The sequence below is a fragment of the Rhizobium sp. Rhizsp42 genome, from assembly GCF_047304155.1.
In the GTDB taxonomy this organism is placed as follows: Bacteria; Pseudomonadota; Alphaproteobacteria; order Rhizobiales; family Rhizobiaceae; genus Rhizobium.
In genome coordinates, this window is the sequence record NZ_JBGLYS010000037.1 from 34,835 (window position 1) to 54,512 (window position 19,678).

The 19,678-nt window shown below is 63.4% G+C and carries 19 protein-coding genes; 10 read left to right on the forward strand and 9 right to left on the reverse strand.

Translation table 11 applies throughout. From position 1 onward, the window contains the following. The first annotated feature begins 54 nt into the window (after positions 1-54). The 3 genes from ACCD05_RS26180 to ACCD05_RS26190 all read left to right on the forward strand — a co-directional run bounded on the left by ACCD05_RS26180 (position 55) and on the right by ACCD05_RS26190 (position 2,248). Complete coding sequence (locus ACCD05_RS26180) at positions 55-312, forward strand: type II toxin-antitoxin system ParD family antitoxin (RefSeq protein WP_112820190.1); 258 nt, start codon at positions 55-57, stop codon at positions 310-312. A 3-nt stretch (positions 313-315) separates the two neighbouring features. Beyond that, positions 316-630: a type II toxin-antitoxin system RelE/ParE family toxin gene (locus ACCD05_RS26185; RefSeq protein ID WP_413396388.1), complete on the forward strand. Its 315-nt coding sequence runs from the start codon at positions 316-318 to the stop codon at positions 628-630. A gap of 163 nt (positions 631-793) precedes the next feature. After that, a complete protein-coding gene (locus ACCD05_RS26190; RefSeq protein WP_413396414.1) occupies positions 794-2,248 on the forward strand; it encodes a DHA2 family efflux MFS transporter permease subunit in 1,455 nt (484 codons plus the stop codon). 2 nt (positions 2,249-2,250) lie between these two features. Here the strand turns inward: ACCD05_RS26190 and ACCD05_RS26195 are convergent, their stop codons facing one another. The 3 genes from ACCD05_RS26195 to ACCD05_RS26205 form a co-directional block, all read right to left on the reverse strand. After that, a complete protein-coding gene (locus tag ACCD05_RS26195) occupies positions 2,251-3,195 on the reverse strand; it encodes a homocysteine S-methyltransferase family protein (RefSeq protein WP_413396390.1) in 945 nt (314 codons plus the stop codon). 90 nt (positions 3,196-3,285) lie between these two features. Beyond that, entirely contained in the window at positions 3,286-3,807 is a 522-nt protein-coding gene (locus ACCD05_RS26200) for a DUF1697 domain-containing protein (protein ID WP_413396392.1), read from the reverse strand. Positions 3,808-4,017: 210 nt separating this feature from the next. Then, positions 4,018-6,126 (reverse strand): S9 family peptidase, encoded by a 2,109-nt coding sequence (locus ACCD05_RS26205; protein ID WP_413396394.1) that lies wholly within the window; start codon positions 6,124-6,126, stop codon positions 4,018-4,020. Between the two features lie 282 nt (positions 6,127-6,408). Between ACCD05_RS26205 and ACCD05_RS26210 the strand changes: the two genes are divergently transcribed. Continuing rightward, entirely contained in the window at positions 6,409-6,813 is a 405-nt protein-coding gene (locus ACCD05_RS26210; protein WP_018902520.1) for a DUF930 domain-containing protein, read from the forward strand. Positions 6,814-6,899: 86 nt separating this feature from the next. On the opposite strand, the gene ACCD05_RS26215 is transcribed toward ACCD05_RS26210, so the two are convergent. Beyond that, positions 6,900-8,018 carry an NADH:flavin oxidoreductase gene (locus ACCD05_RS26215; protein WP_209232989.1) on the reverse strand — a complete coding sequence of 373 codons (1,119 nt, stop codon included), beginning with the start codon at positions 8,016-8,018 and terminating at the stop codon, positions 6,900-6,902. A gap of 164 nt (positions 8,019-8,182) precedes the next feature. Between ACCD05_RS26215 and ACCD05_RS26220 the strand changes: the two genes are divergently transcribed. After that, the gene (locus tag ACCD05_RS26220) at positions 8,183-8,542 is read left to right on the forward strand and encodes a winged helix-turn-helix transcriptional regulator (protein WP_037112476.1); all 360 of its coding nucleotides are present in this window, start codon (positions 8,183-8,185) and stop codon (positions 8,540-8,542) included. Between the two features lie 147 nt (positions 8,543-8,689). After that, positions 8,690-9,589: a polysaccharide deacetylase family protein gene (locus ACCD05_RS26225; RefSeq protein ID WP_413396396.1), complete on the forward strand. Its 900-nt coding sequence runs from the start codon at positions 8,690-8,692 to the stop codon at positions 9,587-9,589. A 306-nt stretch (positions 9,590-9,895) separates the two neighbouring features. Here the strand turns inward: ACCD05_RS26225 and ACCD05_RS26230 are convergent, their stop codons facing one another. The 3 genes from ACCD05_RS26230 to ACCD05_RS26240 all read right to left on the reverse strand — a co-directional run bounded on the left by ACCD05_RS26230 (position 9,896) and on the right by ACCD05_RS26240 (position 14,138). Beyond that, positions 9,896-11,185, reverse strand: coding sequence for an NAD(P)/FAD-dependent oxidoreductase (locus ACCD05_RS26230; RefSeq protein ID WP_413396398.1), 1,290 nt, complete (start codon positions 11,183-11,185; stop codon positions 9,896-9,898). Positions 11,186-11,192: 7 nt separating this feature from the next. Continuing rightward, positions 11,193-12,359 carry an AI-2E family transporter gene (locus ACCD05_RS26235; RefSeq protein ID WP_413396400.1) on the reverse strand — a complete coding sequence of 389 codons (1,167 nt, stop codon included), beginning with the start codon at positions 12,357-12,359 and terminating at the stop codon, positions 11,193-11,195. 201 nt (positions 12,360-12,560) lie between these two features. Next, positions 12,561-14,138: an MFS transporter gene (locus ACCD05_RS26240; RefSeq protein WP_413396402.1), complete on the reverse strand. Its 1,578-nt coding sequence runs from the start codon at positions 14,136-14,138 to the stop codon at positions 12,561-12,563. A gap of 159 nt (positions 14,139-14,297) precedes the next feature. On the opposite strand from ACCD05_RS26240, the gene ACCD05_RS26245 reads away from it, so the two are divergent. Then, positions 14,298-15,224: a LysR family transcriptional regulator gene (locus ACCD05_RS26245; RefSeq protein WP_413396404.1), complete on the forward strand. Its 927-nt coding sequence runs from the start codon at positions 14,298-14,300 to the stop codon at positions 15,222-15,224. A gap of 179 nt (positions 15,225-15,403) precedes the next feature. On the opposite strand, the gene ACCD05_RS26250 is transcribed toward ACCD05_RS26245, so the two are convergent. After that, positions 15,404-16,381: a VOC family protein gene (locus ACCD05_RS26250; protein WP_413396406.1), complete on the reverse strand. Its 978-nt coding sequence runs from the start codon at positions 16,379-16,381 to the stop codon at positions 15,404-15,406. Between the two features lie 267 nt (positions 16,382-16,648). Between ACCD05_RS26250 and ACCD05_RS26255 the strand changes: the two genes are divergently transcribed. Both ACCD05_RS26255 and trhA read left to right on the forward strand, forming a co-directional pair. Continuing rightward, positions 16,649-17,068: a universal stress protein gene (locus tag ACCD05_RS26255; RefSeq protein WP_413396408.1), complete on the forward strand. Its 420-nt coding sequence runs from the start codon at positions 16,649-16,651 to the stop codon at positions 17,066-17,068. A 156-nt stretch (positions 17,069-17,224) separates the two neighbouring features. After that, the gene (gene trhA, locus ACCD05_RS26260) at positions 17,225-17,887 is read left to right on the forward strand and encodes a PAQR family membrane homeostasis protein TrhA (protein ID WP_113200403.1); all 663 of its coding nucleotides are present in this window, start codon (positions 17,225-17,227) and stop codon (positions 17,885-17,887) included. Between the two features lie 3 nt (positions 17,888-17,890). On the opposite strand, the gene ACCD05_RS26265 is transcribed toward trhA, so the two are convergent. Next, positions 17,891-18,457, reverse strand: coding sequence for a helix-turn-helix domain-containing protein (locus ACCD05_RS26265; RefSeq protein WP_413396410.1), 567 nt, complete (start codon positions 18,455-18,457; stop codon positions 17,891-17,893). A gap of 26 nt (positions 18,458-18,483) precedes the next feature. Here ACCD05_RS26265 and ACCD05_RS26270 point away from each other — a divergent pair, with 26 nt between their 5' ends. Continuing rightward, positions 18,484-18,990 (forward strand): N-acetyltransferase family protein, encoded by a 507-nt coding sequence (locus ACCD05_RS26270; RefSeq protein ID WP_413396412.1) that lies wholly within the window; start codon positions 18,484-18,486, stop codon positions 18,988-18,990. The last annotated feature ends 688 nt before the right edge of the window (positions 18,991-19,678 follow it).

Below are 19,678 nucleotides of genomic sequence, written 5' to 3' on the forward strand. Positions count from 1 at the left end.
GGCCGCAGTGGTAGGATTAAATCGCACCTCCAGACGCAAACGCGGGAGCCACACATGGAAAAGCTCAGCATCACGCTGCCAACGGAAATGGTCGATGTGATCAATGCCGAGATCGATGCCGGCGCCTTCGCCTCGACCAGCGAAGTCATCCGCGCCGCCATGCGCGCCTGGATGCGCCAGGAGGAAGAGCACAAGGAACGCATCGCCGCCATAAGGGCGCGCGTGCAGGAATCGCTCGATGATCCCCGGCCCAGATTGAGCAGCCAGGAGATGCGGGCCGCAATCGACGCACTCTATGAAAAGCACCGGTGAGCGATGAGCGGCTACCGGGTGGAATATCTGCCAGCGGCGTTCACCGGTATCGAGGATATTTTCAGATATGTATTGGATGGTAGCCAGAACCATGTGACGGCAGAACGATATATCGACCGTATCTATGAGCGCTGCGACAATATCGCCGACGTGCCTTTCGGCGGCGTCTCGCGCGCCGACCTGGGCCCCGATCTCAGGATGGCGGTTTTCGAGCGCAAGGTGATCATACTCTACCGCGTCGAGGCCGACACCATCCTCATCACCAACATCTTCTCCGGCGGTCGCGACTACGAAACGCTGATGCGCGATCATCGCTAATACACCCATACGCTGAGCTCACATCAGCCTTGCCATTTCAGCATAACCCCGCCACATTTGCGGGCGTATATAAAAACTTCATTCACCCTTGGCGCCTTGCCATTTCATGCCCGCGGCGATTGCCTTCGCGCTTGAGCCGCGTATTCGCGAGCGATCCCTGACGATGTCGGATCAGATCTACCAGGCGGCTGTCGTTGGACGTCCGCCGCTCAATTTCCGCTTGATTGCGATGATCGTTGCCAGCGCCATGTTCATGGAGCAGCTGGACGCCACGGTTCTGGCCACCGCGCTTCCCACCATGGCGCGCGATTTCGGCGTCACCGCGCCGTCGATGAGCATCGCGCTGACGTCTTATCTGCTCAGCCTCGCCATCTTCATTCCGGCAAGCGGCCTGATTGCCGACCGCTTCGGCTCGCGCACGGTCTTCCGGTGGGCCATCGCCGTCTTCGTTCTCGGCTCGATCTGCTGCGCGCTCTCGCCCAATCTCTGGTGTCTGGTGTTTGCCCGCCTGTTGCAGGGTCTCGGCGGCGCCATGATGATGCCGGTCGGCCGTCTCGTGCTTCTGCGCAGCGTCGCCCGCAAGGATATGGTCAACGCCATGTCGTGGCTGCTGGTGCCGGCGCTGATCGGCCCTATCCTCGGCCCACCCGTTGGCGGCATGATCGTCACCTACCTCGACTGGCGCTGGATCTTCTACATCAACGTCCCGATCGGCATCCTCGGCTTCGTCCTGGTCTCGATTTTCATCGAGAATTTCAAGGGCGAGACGAAGAAGCGCTTCGACACCATCGGTTTCATCCTCTCGGGCATCGCGCTCGGTTCGCTGCTCTTCGGCTTCGAAAGCTCCAGCCGTCCGGGCGAGGGGATGTTTGCGCTGTTCCTGATCGCAATCGGCCTGCTCTTCGGCATCGCCTATCTCAGGCACGCGCGCAAGCATCCCGCGCCGATCATGGATTTCTCGCTGATGAAGGTGCCGAGCTTCGGCACGTCCGTCATCGCCGGTTCGCTCACCCGCATCACGCAGGGCGCGCAACCCTTCCTACTGCCGCTCTATTTCCAGCTCGGCTTCGGCCTCTCCGCCGCCAAGGCCGGCCAGCTGGTGACGGCAGCGGCCATCGGCTCCATGGCGATGAAGGCCTTCGCGCCGAGGATCCTGCGCCGCTTCGGCTTCCGCAACGCGCTGGTGTTCAACGGCTTCACCGCTACTTTCGGCTACGCGCTCTGCGCCTTCTTCCGCCCCGATTGGCCGCTCGGCCTGATCTTCGCGGTGCTCGTCATGTGCGGCTTCTTCATGTCGTTCCAGTTCACCGCCTACAACACGGTCGCCTATGACGCGATCGAGCGCGACCGCATGAGCGCCGCTACCAGCTTCTACGTAACCTTCCAGCAGCTGATGCTGTCGCTCGGCATCTGCGTCGGCGCCTTCGTGCTGCATGTCTCGATGTCGGCAACCGGTAGCGGCGACACGCCGCAACTGCACGACTTCTCGGCCGCCTTCCTGTTCGTGACCGCGGTCTCGCTCACCGCCACCTTCTGGAACCTGCGCTTTTCGCGCACCGCCGGCGCCGATATCAGCGGCCACGGCGGCAACAAGGCTGCGGCGCACGCCGAGCATTGAGCTCAGGCCGCCGGCACACAAGCCTCACAGATCGCCGCCACATGGCGGTGATCGGTGCCGCAACAACCGCCGACGATCCTGATCTCGGGCATATCCCGCAACAGCACCCGATACCGCTCCCCGAGATCTAAGGGATCGCCGGCATCGAGCGTCTCGCTTTCGTCGAGTTCCGCGTGGCTCATCCGCGAAGCATTGGCGCGCAGGCCACCGATGCGGCGCGTCCAGCCGCTGTTCGCGTCAAGCGCGCCGGCAAAATGCGTCGGGTGCGCGCAGTTGATCATGTAGTAGGCGGGTGAGCCGCCGGTCGCCGCATCGGTGGTCTCGATCGCATCCTGCAGGCTCCGCCCTGTCACCAGCCGCCCGTCGGTCTCCACCGTAAACGAGATCGCGCAGGGCATATTGCTGGCCGCCGCCGCGCGCGCCACCCCGATCGCCTCGTCGATATTGGTCAGCGTATAGGCGGCCACCATGTCGGCCTCGCTTGTCGCAAAGCTTCTGATCTGCGCGCCGTGATAATCCTCGGCCTCGGCGGCATTCATGTTGCCCGCCTTGTAGCCATCGCCACGCGGCCCGATCGCCCCTGAGATCACGATCGGCCGCCCCGGCTCCTCGTATTTGTCGCGAAGCGGCAACAGCAGCTCGATCGAGGCCAGGTTCACCCGGTGCAGCGCCGCGGCGTCATAGCCGAGCTTCGCGCCCCAGTCGGGATTGGCGCGCCATGTCGGCGTGTCCAGGATGAAGCCGGTCCGGTGCTTGCGGGCAATGTCGAGATAGCGGCGATAGTAGACCAGCAACCGGTCTCGCCCTTCCTCGTCGTCAACCATCACGAAGGAGGCAAAATGCGGCAGCTCCATCCCGTCGTGGAAGATGAAGGTCGTCTCCATGCCCCCGTCACTCGCATAAAACCCGCCGTCGATCTGCGGCAGATGCGCTCTGTACTTCGCCATATCGGTCCCTCCCGGCAAGCAGGAAACAGATGCGATGCCATATTGATTTAGGGAAGACTAAAATAATGCGCTGCCGCCGTAAAGCGGGTCTCAGCCATCCTCCATCGCGGCCGCGATTTCGGCGAGCTTGCGAACGGTATTGATGTTGCGCGAGGTGCCGGCATTGAGCGCGGGCAGCTTCAGCTTCGATTTGCCGGAACCGATGGGATAGTGCACATAAATCTCCCGCCCATCGACCTCAGCCTCCTCTCCGTCCGGCGCCACCATCCTGTCGAGCGCATTCTTCGGCGCATTCTCGGGCAGGAAGCTTATGAGCAGAAAACTCGGCCTGGCATCGGGGAAGGGCGCTCTGGCGACGATCGCCTCCAGCTCCTTGCGGCTGCGCACCATCACGCCCGGCTTCTTGCCCAGCAGCTCGCCGAGTGCGTCATCCAACACGCGCGCGACATCGGCCTCCTTGGCGTCGGCGCGAAACAGCACGTTGCCGCTCTGGATATAGGTCTTGACGTCGATGAAGCCGAGCTGTTCGCAGATCGCCTTCAGCTCGGTCATGGCGAGCTTGCCGGTGCCGCCGACATTGATGGCGCGGAGGAGGGCGATGTAGACGGGCATTGGGGGCTCCTTCCGTTGGCGGAGGAGCAAGAATTACCCCCTCTGTCCTGCCGGACATCTCCCCCACAGGTGGGGAGATTGGCTGGGGGCGCCCGCTCGCTCCAACCTTGATTGTCTTGCGTAGACCTTAACCGCTGGCCGATCTCCCCCCTTGTGGGGGAGATGCCCGGCAGGGCAGAGGGGGGTACCCCTCGGCACCCCGCAGGCGGATTACATCTTCCCCGCCACCTTCACCGCAAACGCATACTCGAATGCAACCTCTTCCAGCCGCTGAAAACGCCCGGAAGCCCCGCCATGGCCGGCGTCCATGTTGGTCTTCAGCAACACCGGCGCGCCGCTGGTCGACTTGTCGCGCAGCTTCGCCACCCACTTGGTCGGTTCCCAATAGGTCACGCGCGGGTCGGTGAGGCCGCTCAGTGCCAGGATCGGCGGGTAGGGTTTGGCTTCCACATTGTCATAGGGCGAATAGGCGGCGATCTGCGCATATTCCTCCTCGCTGTCGATCGGGTTGCCCCATTCGGGCCATTCCGGAGGGGTGAGCGGCAGCGTGTCGTCGAGCATGGTGTTCAACACGTCGACGAAGGGAACGGCGGCGATGACGCCGGCGAATTTCTCCGGCGCCATGTTGGAGATCGCCCCCATCAGCATGCCGCCGGCGGAGCCGCCCTCGGCGATGATGTTTGCGTAAGAGGTGAACTTCTGTTGATTCAGATAGTCGGCCGCCGCGATGAAGTCCTTGAAGGTGTTGGTCTTCTTCTCCATCTTGCCGTCTTCGTACCAGGCGAAACCCTTGTCCTTGCCGCCGCGGATATGGGCGATGGCATAGACGAAGCCGCGGTCGACGAGCGACAGGCAGTTGGTGTTGAAGCTCGCCGGAATGGTCACGCCATAGGCGCCGTAGCCGTAGAGCAGGCAAGGGGCGGAGCCGTCGAGCGGGGTGTCCTTGCGATAGAGCAGCGTCACCGGCACCTCGACGCCATCCCAACCAGGCGCGAAGACGCGGCGGGTGACATAGTCGTCGATAGTGTGGCCCGAGGGCACTTCCTGCGTCTTCAAAAGCGTGCGCTCGCGCGTCACCATGTTGTAGTCGTAGAGCTGCGATGGCGTCGTCATCGAGGAGTATGAAAAGCGGATCACGTCGCTGTCGTACTCGGCGGCACCCTGCAGGCCGAGCGAATAGGCCTCTTCCGCAAAGCCGATTGCGTGCTCCTCGCCGGTCGCCCGGTCCCGGATCATGATCTGCGGCAGGCCGTCCTTGCGCTCCAGCCAGAGCAGGTGGCGGGCATAGGCCATGTGGCTGATGATCAGCGTGCCCGGCTTATGCGGAACCACCTCGCGCCAGTTCTCCTTGCCTGGATTATCGACCGGCGCTTCCATGATCTTGAAATCCTTGGCGTCGCCGTCGTTGGTCAGGATGTAGAACACGTCGCCGCCTTCGGTCAGCGTGTACTCGATACCCTCCTCGCGCTCCGCCACCATCTTTGGCTTGGCGGTGAGGTCGCTGGTCGGGATCAAGAGATATTCCGAGGTCTCGTGGTCGTGAATGTCGATGAAGATGAAGTCGTCGAGCAGCGAGCCGCCGACGCCCATGAAGAAGCCCGCATCCTCTTCCTCGTAGACCAGCCGGTCTTCCGATTGCGGCGTGCCGATGATGTGGTGGAACACCTTCGAGGGGCGGTGGTTCTCGTCGAGCGCCGAGTAGAAGAAGCTCTTGCCGTCGGGCGCCCAGGCGCCGCCGCCGCCGGTGTTCTCGATGAGGTCGGGCAGGTCCTCACCGGTCTTGAGGTCGCGAACCTTCAGCGTGTAGAATTCCGAGCCCTTGTCGTCATAACCCCAGATGCCGCGATCGTGATCGGCGGAGTGGTCGATGCCGGCCAGCCGGAAATAGGCCTTGCCCTCGGCTTCCTTGTCGCCGTCGAGCAGCACGGTGCGCTGGCTCTCGTCCTTGATATCGGCGTCGCGCGGGATGCGGAAATAGCGCGGCTGCTCGCCGCCGGTCACGAAGAAGGTGCCGTAGGCAAACGGCCCGTCCTTCATCGGGATCGAGCTGTCGTCTTCCTTGATACGCCCGCGCATCTCGGCAAACAGCGTCTTCTGCAGCGGCTTGGTGTCTTCCATCGCCGCGTTCATATAGGCGTTTTCCGCCTCCAGATGCTTGCGGATCTCGGGGTCGAGGATCGAGGGATCCTTGAACATCGCCTGCCAGTTGTCGGCGCGCAGCCAGGCGTAATCGTCCGTGCGGGTGATGCCATGGCGCGTGTCGGCATGCGGCTTCTTCGGCGCAACGGGCGGGTTCGGCAGGTTCTTGAAGACGGACAAGGGGAGCTCCGGGGTCGGCATTTCAGGTTGTGAAGAGATAGAGACGCAAGCGCTGTCGATCAAGCGGCAAAAGCCACGCGCAAGAGTGCCGTGCGACGCTCGCTAAATGGTGACTGTGCAAAACCCAAGCAATCCTCACCTTGCCTTGATGTGACCACAATATTTAAGAAAGTCCGCTCCCATCGTGCGGAATTCTGCCATGGCCGGGCGGCCCCCAAAGCTGCCCTTGCTGAACCGGCCGCGCAGCATTCCGGAATGAGCTTGCAAAGGATTTCTTCAGTAATGCCGAAACGTATCGCCCTTGTTCTGACCGCTCTCAGCCTTGCCGCCTCCGCCTTTGCACCCACCGCATTCGCCGTAGACCCCGCAATCAAGAAGCAGCTCGAAAAGCTCGATCCCGCGACGCGCCTCGAACAGAGCTGCGACACCGAGGCGATGAGCCGCATCAACAAGGACGCCACCGGCTACAAGCCGGACAAGGTGATCGCCTACACCTTCAAGGACCCGGTCCCGAGCGACGATCGCCTGGAAGCCCCGGGCGCGGTCTTCCGCAGCAAGGGCGATTGGTATCACCTGTCCTACAGCTGCATCACCGGTCCGCAGCACATCAATGTGCGTGAGCTGAGCTACCAGATCGGCGACAAGGTTCCGCGCGATAAGTGGACCAAATATTACCTCTACGACTGAGCAGCCTGAGAGCCTCTCGTCCAGACCAAAGCAAAACGGCGGCCCTGATGGAGCCGCCGTTTCGCATTCATATTGCAGGTGACGCCTTACACCAGCTCGCCGAAGGCGGCTGCCGTGAACGGGCGCATGTTCTCGTTGTCGCCGGTGCGCACCTTGGTCACCCATTGCGGGTCGCTCAGGATCGCGCGGCCGACGGCGATCAGGTCGAACTCCTCGCGCTCCATGCGCCGCACCAGATTGTCGAGCCCGACGACGCTCGAGCTCTCGCCACCGAATGCCGCCATGAAATCGCCGGAAAGGCCGACCGAGCCGACGCTGATGGTCGCGGCACCCGTGAGCTTCTTCGCCCAGCCGGCAAAATTCAGCCCCTGTTCGCCATCGATCTCGGGGAATTCGGGCTCCCAGAAGCGGCGCTGCGAGCAGTGCAGTACATCCACGCCCGCCTCGACCAGCGGCATCAGCCAGTCGGTCATCGCGTCAGGCGTTTCGGCGAGCCGCGCCTTGTAGTCCTGCTGCTTCCACTGGCTGAGACGCAGGATGATCGGATAATCGGGACCGACAGCTTCGCGCATCGCCTTGACCACATCGGCGGCGAAGCGGGCGCGCTCCTTCAGCGTCGCGCCGCCATAGCGGTCGGTGCGCTTGTTGGTGCCGGCCCAGAAGAACTGGTCGATGAGATAGCCGTGCGCGCCGTGAATCTCGAAAGTGTCGAAGCCGAGCCGCTTGGCGTCGGCAGCAGCCCGCGCATAGGCTGATATCGTGTCGGCAATGTCTTCCTCGCTCATCGCTTCGCCGCGCGGCGTTTCCGGCGCAAGCAGGCCGGACGGGCTTTCGACGCCGCTCGCCGGCCAGTCGCCGGCCGGATGCGCGACCGAGCCGACATGCCAGATCTGCGGCCCCATCTTGCCGCCCTTGTCGTGAACCGTCTTGATTACCTTGCTCCAGCCGGCAAGCGACTTCTCGCCGTGGAAGAAGGGGATGCGCTCATGGTTGCTGGCCGCCGGCCGGTCGATGACGGTGCCTTCCGAAAGGATCAGGCCGACGCCGTCTTCGGCGCGGCGGCGATAATAGGCCTCGACATCGGCCCCCGGAACGCCCTCCGGCGCAAAGGTCCGCGTCATCGGCGCCATGACGATACGGTTCTTGAGGTCGAGCGATTTGATCTTGAACGGCGCAAACAGCGCGTTGACGTCAGCTGCATTCATTACGGGCAAACTCCTGTAGAAAGGTGGCGCGCCTTAAGTATATTCTATATACCTAGTGTCAATGAGGCACTGCGGAGCGCCTAGGTAGCATCGAGGAAACCGCCATGAACGAACATCGGCCGATCTCAGCCCCCGTCAATTGCCGGGCGGACCGCCCCGACGCGATCGAGCAGAGCTTCGTCGTCGATTGCCCGAGCCGGCTCTTGTTCGAGCAGATCGCCGACAAATGGTCGATGATGATCCTGACCGTGCTCGATCGCGGCCCGCTGCGCTTCAACGCCATCAAGCGCCAGCTCGGCGGCATCACCCAGAAGGCGCTGACCCAGACGCTGCGCCGCCTGGAGCGCAACGGGCTGGTGACGCGCGAGGTCATTCCCGTCTCGCCTGTTGCGGTCGAATACCGCATCAGCCCGCTTGGCCGTTCGCTGCAGACGCCGTTCAAGGCGCTTTATGCGTGGACCGTCGACTACTTGCCGGATGTGGAAAAAGCCCGCACCGCCTTCGACGAACGTTCGGCCGGCTGATCGCGCTTGCCGTTAAGCCACGACTTATTTATCGACTGAAACAGCAATGCGCCGAACCGGCCGTAAATTTGCCGTGGAAGCGGCCGATGCGATCATTATACGGCTGCTGCCATCTGAACTCGGTTTGAACTCCACGGTCCCGGCACAATGAAAAATCTCGTCCTCACCTCGGCGCTGCTCCTTGGCCCGGTCGCAATTGCCGCTGCCGGGCAAACCGCGACCATCCAGCCCGTTGTTGCGGCCACCATGCCTGCGCCCGTTGTCCCGCTATCGTCGGACCCGGGGACCGCGAACACGGCGCCGAAGTCCACCCCGAAGGCCGCGCCCAAGACTCCTGCGCCCAGGCAGACGCCGCCCAAGCAGACATCATCCACGAAGCTCGTCGAGCCGCACCTGCGCGTCGCCCGCTCCGATATCAAGGGCCGACCCCGCGTGGCACTCACCTTCGACGCCTGCATGGGCAAGGCCGACGAGCGTATCCTCTCGGTGCTGGTGTCCGAACGCATTCCGGCAACGATCTTCGTCACCGCCCGCTGGCTGAAGCACAACCCGCAAGCGCTGCAGGTCATGCTTGCCAATCCCGATCTGTTCGAACTGGAAAATCACGGCCAGAACCACATTCCCGCCGTCGACAAGCCGGTATCGATCTACGGCATCGCATCCGCCGGTTCGCCCGAGGCCGTGCGCATCGAGGTCCAGGGCGGCGCCGACGCCATGCTCGCCTCCGGCATCCCGGCCCCCCGCTGGTTCCGCGGCTCGACCGCCAAATACGACCTCTCTTCGATCGCCCAAATCCGCGCCATGGGTTACCGCATCGCCGGCTACTCGGTAAACGGCGACGGCGGCTCGCTTCTTGGTGCTGCGATCACGGAAAAACGCATCTCCTCCGCCAAGGACGGCGACGTCGTCATCTCCCACATCAACCAGCCGACACACGCCGCCGGCGAGGGGGTGGCGAAGGCGATCCTCGACCTGAAGGCCAAGGGCACGGAGTTCGTGCGGCTGCAGGATGTCGAGGATCGTGGGGATGATGATACGACGGAGTAGGGTGGCTCTCTACTGGCGTTAGCTTTGGCGCGGGAGCACTGCTCGCCAGATCCGAACCCGTGTTACCCCCCTCTGTCCTGCCGGACATCTCCCCCACAAGGGGGGAGATCGACTCGTGACATGCTTCCCATCCGAACGTTGATGTCGGAGCGAGCGGCCACGCCCAGCCAATCTCCCCACCTGTGGGGGAGATGTCCGGCAGGACAGAGGGGGGTATCACACGGCACAACCTAGCGAGCGGATATCAAACACCTGGATCAGCGAGCCAGCGCCCCACGGCATAACCTAAGCCCCACCAACCCCACTCTACCGCACCACCATCTCCACCCGCGCCGCCTCATCACGCCGCGAGCCACCGCCCGGCCCATCCCGATCCATCGCAAAATCATCGAACCAATCGCGATACGTCCCCGACATCATCGCCCCGATCACCTGCGTCGCGAGATACGAGAACGTAATCCCGTTCCCGCCATAACCATAGGCACCATAAACATGCGGCAGCGATGGCACCGGCCCGATCAGCGGCAACCCATCGACCGTTTCGCCGAAGGTGCCGCACCAGGCGGTGGCGACGCGGGTGTCGGCGCGGGGCCAGATCAGTTTCATCTTTTCGCGGATCGTCATGATCTTCTCCGGCGCCTTGGCGTCGCGCGCCGCCGGATCGACCGTGTCGTCATCCTCGCCGCCGACCACGATCCGGCCGTCACCAGTCGTGCGCATGTAGAGATAGGGGTGGCTGTCCTCCCAGATCAGCGCCTGGTCGCGCCACAGCGTGCCCGGCTCCTGCGGCACCGTCGCCATCGCCCAGCTCGACGTCGTGCGGTGCAGTTTCGGCATCGCGATATCTGGCAGGCTGTAGCCGGTGGCCAGCACCGCCGTCTTGGCCTCGATCACGAAGCCGCCGTCGGTTTCCGCCGTCACGCGGTTGCCCTCGCTGTGCAGCCTCGTCACGGACGCATCGATGAGCCGCGCGCCATCCTTCGCCGCCATCCGCAGCAGTGCCCATGTTAGCAGCAACGGATCGGCCTCTGCCGAGCCGCGCGACAGGATGCCGGCGTCGCGGTCGATCTCGAATTCGGTGAAGAGATCGCAATGTTCGAGATAACGGCTCGGAAGCCCGGCGCGCTGCCTGAGCTCGGCCTCGACCGCGAGATCGCGCGCGCCCTCGTGATTTCCAGTAAGATAAAGCGATCGGCGCGGCTGGAAGGCGCAGTCGATGCGGTAGGCGGCAATCAGCTTGGCGAGACCGGAAACGGCCGCCGCACTGCGCCTGTAGATGCCGACGGCGCGCTCGAAGCCGTAGAATTGCTCGAGTTCCGTCAGCGTCTTGTCGATCTCCCATTGCAGCATCGCGGTGCTGGCGGCCGTGCTTCCCAGCCCCGGATGCTCGCGGTCGACAATCGCAACCGACAGGCCACGCTCGGCCAGGTGCTGGCCCATCAGCGCCCCAGTCACTCCGCCGCCGATGACGAGGGCATCGACCTGGAGATGATCGGTGAGCGGTGCGAATACCGGGCGGCTGACCCCGTTCCCCCAGGGCGAACGGCCGCTCGTCAATCGATCCTGGCTCAGGCTTTTCAGCTCTATCTCGGACATGGCGGCCTCACTTCGGCAGTTGCGGCTGCTGCTTTTCTTCGATGAACAGCTCGTCGATGATGGTCATGGCGATCAGCGACAGAGGCAGCGCCAGCATAGCGCCGACGGCGCCCCACATCCAAGTCCAGAACAGAATGGCGAGGAACACCACGAAGGCGTTGATCTCCAGCCGCCGTCCCATCACCGCCGGGAAGATCAGGTTCTCCATCAGAAGGTGGACGGTGAAGAAGGCCGCTGCCGGGATCAGCCCGACGAAGAGAGCATCATGCGTGATGATGCCGGCAATCGCGATCGCCAGCGTCATCATGGTGATCCCGAGATAGGGGATGAAGCTCGAGAGAAACGCGAAGAAGCCCCAGAGCACCGGCGACGGCAAACCGCCGGCATAGGCGATGATGGTCATGACGACGCCCAGGCAGGCATAGATCACCGAGGCGGTGGCGAAGTAGAAGCCCAGCACCTGTTCGACGCTGCTGATGACGCGGATGGCGGCGAGGCGCTGCGAGCGCTCGCGAAAGACCATGATGATCGACTTGCGCAGGCTGACGCGGCCCATCAGGAAGAGCAGAAGTGCGGCGAAGAAGATCAGCGCCTGCACCAGGGCCGGCGTCAGGTTCGCTGTCACGAGATGAAGGACGTTGCCGGTATTCTCCAGCAGCTTCTCTGCCGACATCGGCCCGCTCTGGAAGGTCTCGGGCGTGATATGCAGCCACTTGATGCGCTCGAGATAGGGCATCAGCCGGTTCGCCGTCTTCTCGGCAAAGTCCGGTCCCTCGTTGGCAAGCGTCGTCAGCGGGCCTGCAAGCGAATTGGCGACGAGGAAGATGATGAGCGCCACGGCCGACGACAGGATGACCGCGTTGGTGATGCGGGGCACGCCGAGCTTCGTCAGCTTCTCCGCCAGCATCCCGAGGATCATGCCGACGACAATGGCAAGCGTCAGCGGGATCAGAACCAGCGACATCATGTAGACGGCCGAAAGAGCGAGGATCACGAAGATGCCGATGATCGCCCAGGCCATTGAAATGTCTAGGCCATCCTTCTCCAGCCGCCGCACCGGCGCCTGTATTATGGCTTCCTCTGCGTCAGTCATGTTTTTCGCCCATGAACTGACCCGCCGCTCTCCGATCGCGATCTTGCTCGCCTGTTTGCGAATGCCGTTGGCAATACCCATGAATAGTCATTCCCCGGAAGCCCCTGTGCTTCGCACCTAGAACGCCGCGAAACTCATTCCGGTTCCGCGTGTGTCAAAGCGGGAATGCCGAATTCTCGCCTCATCTGAGGCGCATCATCAGGAACGCAACGGCGGGGAGGCAGGGCCGCTGCGTTTCGTGCCCGATCGGAGCACCGCCGCGGCCCTGCCAGATCCGATATGTCAGCCTGCCGGACTGTCACATACGGCCGCTTCCGAGGCCGTCTCCGGCTCCTTGCGGCCGAGAAACGCCACCACCACGACCGCCGTGAAAATGGTGATGCTCGCGAGCAGGATCAGCAGCGTGCTGAAGGCCTGCGCGTAGTTCAGCGCCAGCGCCTCGCGACCCATCTGAGGCATGACGGCCGCCGCGGCGCCAAGATCGCCGGTCACCAGCCGCTGCGCCGCCCGCGCCGCCTCTTCGCCTAATCCACCTGCGTTAACAAGCCGGGCGCCAACCAGCGCCGAAAGCACGGCGCTGACGATGGCGAGCGCCACGCCTTCGCCGGCAACACGCGTCGTGCTGAAAATCCCCGTCGCCATGCCGGCCCGCTCCTTCGGCACGACGCTGACGGCAAGCCCGTCCATCAGGCCCCAGGGCAGGCTGATGCCGATGCCGATTGTCAGAAGCGGCCCGATCAGAAGCAGCGGCTGCGAGGCCGGCACGCCTGCCGGAATGGTCGACAGCCAGAACAGCCCACCGGCCGCGATCAGCAGCCCGACGCCGCAGATGACGGCGGCCGTAAACCAGCGCGTCAACAGCCCGGCGACGACGGGCAGCACCAGCAGCGGCCCGGATAGCGCGATCATCATCTGCCCGGCGCCCACCTCGCTCATGCCGTCGATACCGACGAAGCGCACGGGAAGCAGGATGAGCAGCACCACGAAGGCGTAAGCCGGTGCGGCGGCCAAAAGCTGCACGCCGACAAAGCGCGGGTAGCGAAACAGCGTCAGGTCGAGCATCGGCCGTGCCGTTCTCCGCTCTTTCAGCCAGAAGCCGGCCAAAAGTGCGGCCGAGGCGACGAGCAGCGCCACGACCGACACGCTGCCCCAGCCATTCTCCGGCGCCAGCAGCACGCCATAGGTGAACAGCGCCAATGCCAGAGTGAAACTTGTGGCACCCGCCCAGTCGAGCCCCTTGGCCTCCGGGTCGCGCGTCTCGTGCAGGAAGATGGAGCCGAGAACAAAGGCGATCGTGCCCAGCCCCACGACGAGCGCGAAGATCGCCGGCCAGCCGAAGCTGTCGACCATCAGGCCGGAGGCGATCGGTCCGAAGGCGAGGCCGATGCCGAAGCTGGAGCCGACGATGCTGAAGGCGCGCATCCGCGCATTGCCCTCGAACTCCTGCGCCAGCGCCGCCATGCCGCCGGAAAAGGCGGCCGCGGCACCCATGCCCTGCAACGCTCTCAGCACGTCGAACCAGACGATATCGGGGGCGAAGGCGAGGCTCGCCGAAAACATGAGGAAGGCCACGAGCCCTGTGAGAAAGATGCGCTTGCGGCCGTATGTGTCGGCGAGCGCTCCTGATGCCATCAGGCTGCTGCCGAAGGTCAGCATGAAGGCATTGGTCACCCAGTTGAGCGCGATCGGGCTGCCGCCGAGATCGCGGCTGATCGCCGGCAGCGCCACCGCCGGTCCGGTGAAGGTCAGCGGCATGGCGGCCGCGGCCGCGCAAATGCCGATCAACGCCATGATCTTCCTGATGCTGCCGGCTTGGCTTGCGCCGGCGGCGCCAAGCGGTGTGGAGAGTTGTCGTGTCATGAGAAATCCGCCTGTGTGAAAGGTGAAGCGCGGCGATAGCGGGAGGCCTATCGCCGAAAGCACAGACAAGATAAATTCGCTTCAATATCGCGATAAGCGGCCTATGATGCCGTTCATCATGGAAAAATTCGCTCGAATAGAAAGAGTGGAAAACGCAACATGGATCAGCTCAGCGGCTTGTCGGCCTTCGTGAAAACCGCCGATCTCGGCAGCTTCGTCGCCGCCGGACGCGTGCTCGGCCTGTCGGCGTCCGCCGTCGGCAAGGCGGTGACGACGCTGGAGCGGCAGGTCGGCGTGCGGCTCTTCCAACGCTCGACGCGCAGCATAAGACTGACGGAGGAGGGGCGGCTGTTCCACGAGCGCTGCCGCCGCGTGCTTGACGATCTCGAGGATGCGCAGGCCTCGCTGGCGGCTGCCGTCGCCACCCCGCGCGGCCGGCTGCGCCTCAGCCTGCCGCTGGTCAGCTATCATCTTCTTCTGCCCGTCGTGCCCGGCTTCGTTCGCCTCTATCCGGAGGTGGAGCTCGATCTCGATTTCAACGACCGCATCGTCGATCTGATCGATGAGGGCGTGGATGTGGCGATCCGCAGCGGTCATCTGCAGGATTCCCGTCTGATGTCGCGGGCGCTGCGGCCGTTCCGCATGTTGCTCTGCGCCGCACCGGATTATCTAGAGGCGCACGGCACCCCGAAGACCCCGCAGGATCTCGCCGGCCACGCCGCCATCCGATTTCGCTTTCCCAACAGCGGCAAGCTGCAGGATTGGCCGCTTGCCATGCCATCAGGCGCGCCGGAACTGGCGATCCGCAGCCTGCTCGTCTGCAACAACATGGAAGCGTTGGGCGGCGCGGTGGAGGCCGGCCTCGGCATCGGCTGCATGCCGGATTTCCTGGCCCGCCGCCGGCTGGCGGAAGGCCGGCTGCGCACCGTGCTCGACGATCATATCGACGGCCCAGGCCAGTTCCACATGCTCTGGCCCTCGAACCGTCATCTGTCGCCCAAGGTTCGCGTGCTGGTCGATTACCTCACCGAAACCCTCTTCGCCGACCACTTCGAAAGCCCGGCGGCGCCGGCATGGCCGACGTGAGGGGTTGTCATCCTCTCTCCCTCAATTCCTGTGCTTGTCACAGGAATCCAGCCAACCCAAGTCCTTGGGTTGAAAAGACTTTTCCGCGTCGCGGACGCGACGCTGCTGGATCCCGGCTCAAGGCCGGGATGAGGGTGGAGTGTGTGGCCTCATTCCCCAGGCGTGTCGTAACGCCCCGATCAAGCCGACAGCGTCAGCCCGATTCCCCAGGGATCGCGCAGGAACACGCCGCCGTCGCGCTTCTCGCTCTTGATCTCGAGTTCGTCGAGCTTGGCGACGGCCTTGTCGAGGGCTGTGGTATCGTTGAAGCGCAGCGCGTAGTCGGAAAGCCCGGTCATCGCCTCGGTGCGGGCGCCGGCGCCGCGGCTGTTCCAGATGTTGGCGGCGACATGGTGGTGGTAGTCGCCGGTGGCAAAGAAGCTGGCGCCGGGATAGCGCGCCATGATCTTCAAGCCGAGAACGTCGCGATAGAACTGGTCTGCCTCGGGAATGTTGCCGACCTGCAGATGGATGTGGCCGATCGCCGAGCCATCGGCCATGCCGGTCCAGGTGTCCTGTGGCGCGCTTTCATAGAGCGCCTGCAAATCGAGCCGGTGGGTCGCCATCTCCACCTGGCCGTCCTGGTGGAATTTCCATTGCATCGGCGAGCGGTCGGAATAGATCTCGATACCGTTACCCTCGGGATCGGAGAGATAGATCGCCTCGCTGACCAGATGGTCGGACGCGCCGTCGAGAACCACATTGTTATGCGCGGCATGGCGCAGCCAGCGCGCCAGCTCGACGCGTGATGGCATCAGGAAAGCGGTGTGAAACAAGCCGGCGGCATTGCGCGGTGCGGTGCGCACATCCTTGCCCGTCGTCAGCGTCAGAAGCGGCGTTTCGCCGACGCCAAGCACTTCGCCGCTGGCCGTCTTCTCGATAACCTTCAGCCCGAGCATCGACTGGTAGAAGGCCGAAACGGTGGGGAGGTCGGTCACGACGAGGTGCGAGTGATCGACATAGGCAGGGCGCGTCAGCGCGTAGGAAGTCTGTGCTGTGGTCATCTTTGGGTCTCCTGCCCGGGATAAGGAGGGCGTACCGGCGCCGGCAGCAAAGATGCTGCCCTCGGGCAGCAAACTGCTGCCCATAGCGATGCCAAGGAAGGTTCGCCGGTGCATGCGTGTGATGGGTCCTCTGGCCGCTGTACTTGCATCCTATATGGCGCATCGCGATTGTTCACAGAAGCCCCGTTTTTGACGATGAAGCGTTCGATATCCATTGACGACTTCCGCGTTTCGGCTTGATCCAGATCGAGCTGTCAGCTTGATCCCGATCGAGCGGCCAGCTTGATCCGATCAATGCGTCAGCTTGATCTCGATCAAAGCGCCATATGTATTTCAGGAGGATATTGTCACCATTAAATGCAGTCATAGAGGAGTTGCATCATGTACAGGAAGATCATCGTCGCGGTCGAAATCGGCGCGCTCGCAAACGGGGACATGACCTTCCGCAAGGCCGCCTCGCTGCTCGATAGCGGTGGTGAGATCATTCTGCTCAACGTCGTCGAGGACATCCCGACCTATCTCGGCGTCGATATCCCCGTCGACCTGATCGAAAACGCCGCCAAGGATGCTGAGGAGAAGCTCCAGGGGCTGATCGTCAGCACCGGCATTCCCGCCAAGGTCGAAATCAGCCATGGCCGGCCGGCAAGCGGCATCATCGCCTCGGCCGAGGCCAACCAGGCCGACCTCATCATCCTCTCCTCGCACATGCCCGATTTCAGCAACTACTTCATCGGCGCCACCGCCGACCGCGTCGTGCGCCACGCCAAATGCTCGGTGCTGGTCGACCGTCGCAAGGCGTGAGCGCAAGCTATAAAAGGGAGGCGGAGATGCGGGAGGCTGCCACGGCCTCCCGTCTCATCCGCTTCACGAAGATTTATTCTCCCGAGACAGCGCTTGTGTTGCGCGCAAACCATTTCGATGCGACGATCCCGGTCTAACGAATGGGGCATAGTCTGCATGGGCGAGTTCAACGGCATCCGCTGGGCTTATGACAAATATGAGCTGATCGCCGATGGCATCGTCCACGGCATCGGGCTGGCGCTCGCGCTCATCGGCGCCACCGTGCTGATCTTCTACGCCACCGTCTGGTCCTCGCATGGCGAACTCGCCGCCGCATGGATTTACAGCCTCGGCCTGGTGCTGACGCTCGGCATCTCGTTCTCCTACAACGCCTGGCCGGTCTCGCGCACCAAGTGGTTCCTGCGCCGGCTCGACCATTCCTCGATCTTCATCCTGATCGCCGCCACCTACACCCCCTTCCTCGAGCGCGGCGCCGACAATCCGCTTCTACTCGGCATGCTCATTGGCATATGGGCGGTGGCCTTCATGGGCGTGTTCCTGAAGTGCGTCTTCCCCGGCCGCTATGACCGTCTGGCGATCCTGCTCTATCTCGCCATGGGCTGGAGCGGCGTCATGGTCGCGGGCCCGGTCGCCGAGCGCATCCCCTATGCCTCGATGCTCCTCATCGTCATCGGCGGCATTATCTATTCGCTCGGCGTGATCTTCCACGTATGGGAAAAGCTGCGCTTCCAGAACGCCATCTGGCACGGCTTCGTCGTCGCGGCTGCGGCCGTCCACTACACCGCGGTGCTCACCTGCTTCAGCATGAGCCCGGCGTGAGCCTCATCCAGTCTTGGTCAGCGTCACCACATAGCGGCATGTCTCGTCGCTATCGTTGCGGAATTCGCAATCCACCGCCGGCCCGAGCAGCAGGCAGTCGCCTGTCTCAAGCGCATGCACCATCTCGCCCTCGACGAAGGTGAGCGCCCCCTCGGTCACCCAGATGCATTGCCGCAGAAACACGAAGGAGGCGGCCGGGTAGGCGACGCGGGCGCCTGATGGCAGCTCGACCTCGACGATATCGAACGGGCTGCCATCCGGCGAAACATGCCGCCGCGTATATCCGGTCTCAGGATCGGTCCAAAGCGGCTGGTCTTCGCGCCGGCTCAGCCGCTGGCTTCCCGCCTCGGCGCGGGCAATCAGCGATGACACCGTCAGCCCGAAGGCACCGCAGAGCTTGCCCAAAAGCGAGGCCGTCGGGCTGCTCTCACCGCGCTCCACCTTGTGGATCATCGCCCGCGATACGCCGGAGTGGTCCGAAAGGTCGCTCAGCGACCATCCCCGCAATTCCCGCTCGGCGCGGACGCGATCGCCTAGACAGCGATCGAAATTGTCTGATATAGTGGACATAGTGAATTTATAGTGGATAGACCATCATGACGCAAGCCACCCTCATCCGCGACGCCACCGAGGCCGATCTGGCCGCGATCCGCGATATCTACAACCACGCGGTGGAGCACACGACGGCCATCTGGAACGAAACGGTCGTCGATCTCGACAACCGCCGCGAATGGTTCGCCATGCGCCGCGCCCGCGGCTTCCCCGTTCTGGTCGCCGAGCGGGAAGGGAGGATCGCCGGCTACGCCTCCTATGGCGACTGGCGCGCCTTCGAGGGCTTCCGCCACACGGTCGAGCATTCCGTCTATGTCGAAAAGGACCACCAGGGTGCGGGCATCGGCAAGCAACTGATGACGGCGCTGATCAAACGCGCCGGCGAAAACGGCATCCACGTCATGATCGCCGGCATCGAAGCCGGCAACCAGGCCTCCATCGCGCTGCACGAAAAACTCGGCTTCCGCAACGGCGGCACCTTCCACGAAGTCGGCATCAAGTTCGGCCGCTGGCTGGACCTGACGTTCATGGAATTGCGGGTGCCCGGCTGACGGTGGCGTGCGAAGGGCGACGAAAAGCCATTTAAAGGGTGAGAGTGAATTCAGCAACCCATTGAAACGCAAGCGTTTCCTCCCTCGCGACGTCATCCTCGGGCTCGTCCCGAGGATCTAACCACGGTGCAACGGGTTGGACGTGAATGGACCACCCAGTGCGCGTGCCGACATCGCATGGGCGCCCGTCGAAAGCACCATCACCGTTGCATTCCGGGAGACGTGCTTAGATCCTCGGGACGAGCCCGAGGATGACGGTGGAGTGTGTGGCCGGCGTCAGTAAATGATCGAAACGGCGGAGCCTCGACCCGGCAACCCATTGAAACACCAATACTTCCTCCCTCGCGACGTCATCCTCGGGCTCGTCCCGAGGATCTAAGCACGCCGCAACGGGCTGGACGTGAGTGGATCACCCGGCGCGCGTGCCCGCATCGCATAGGCGCCCGTCGAAAGCACCATCACCGTTGCATTCCGGGAGACGTGCTTAGATGCTCGGCACAAGGCCGAGCATGACGGCTGAGTATGTGGCCGGCGTCAGTAAATGATCAAAACGGCGGAGCCTCGACCCGGCAACCCATTGAAATACCAACACTTCCTCCCTCGCGACGTCGTCCTCGGGCTCGTCCCGAGGATCTAACCACGGTGCAACGGGTTGGACGTGAATGGACCACCCAGTGCGCGTGCCGAC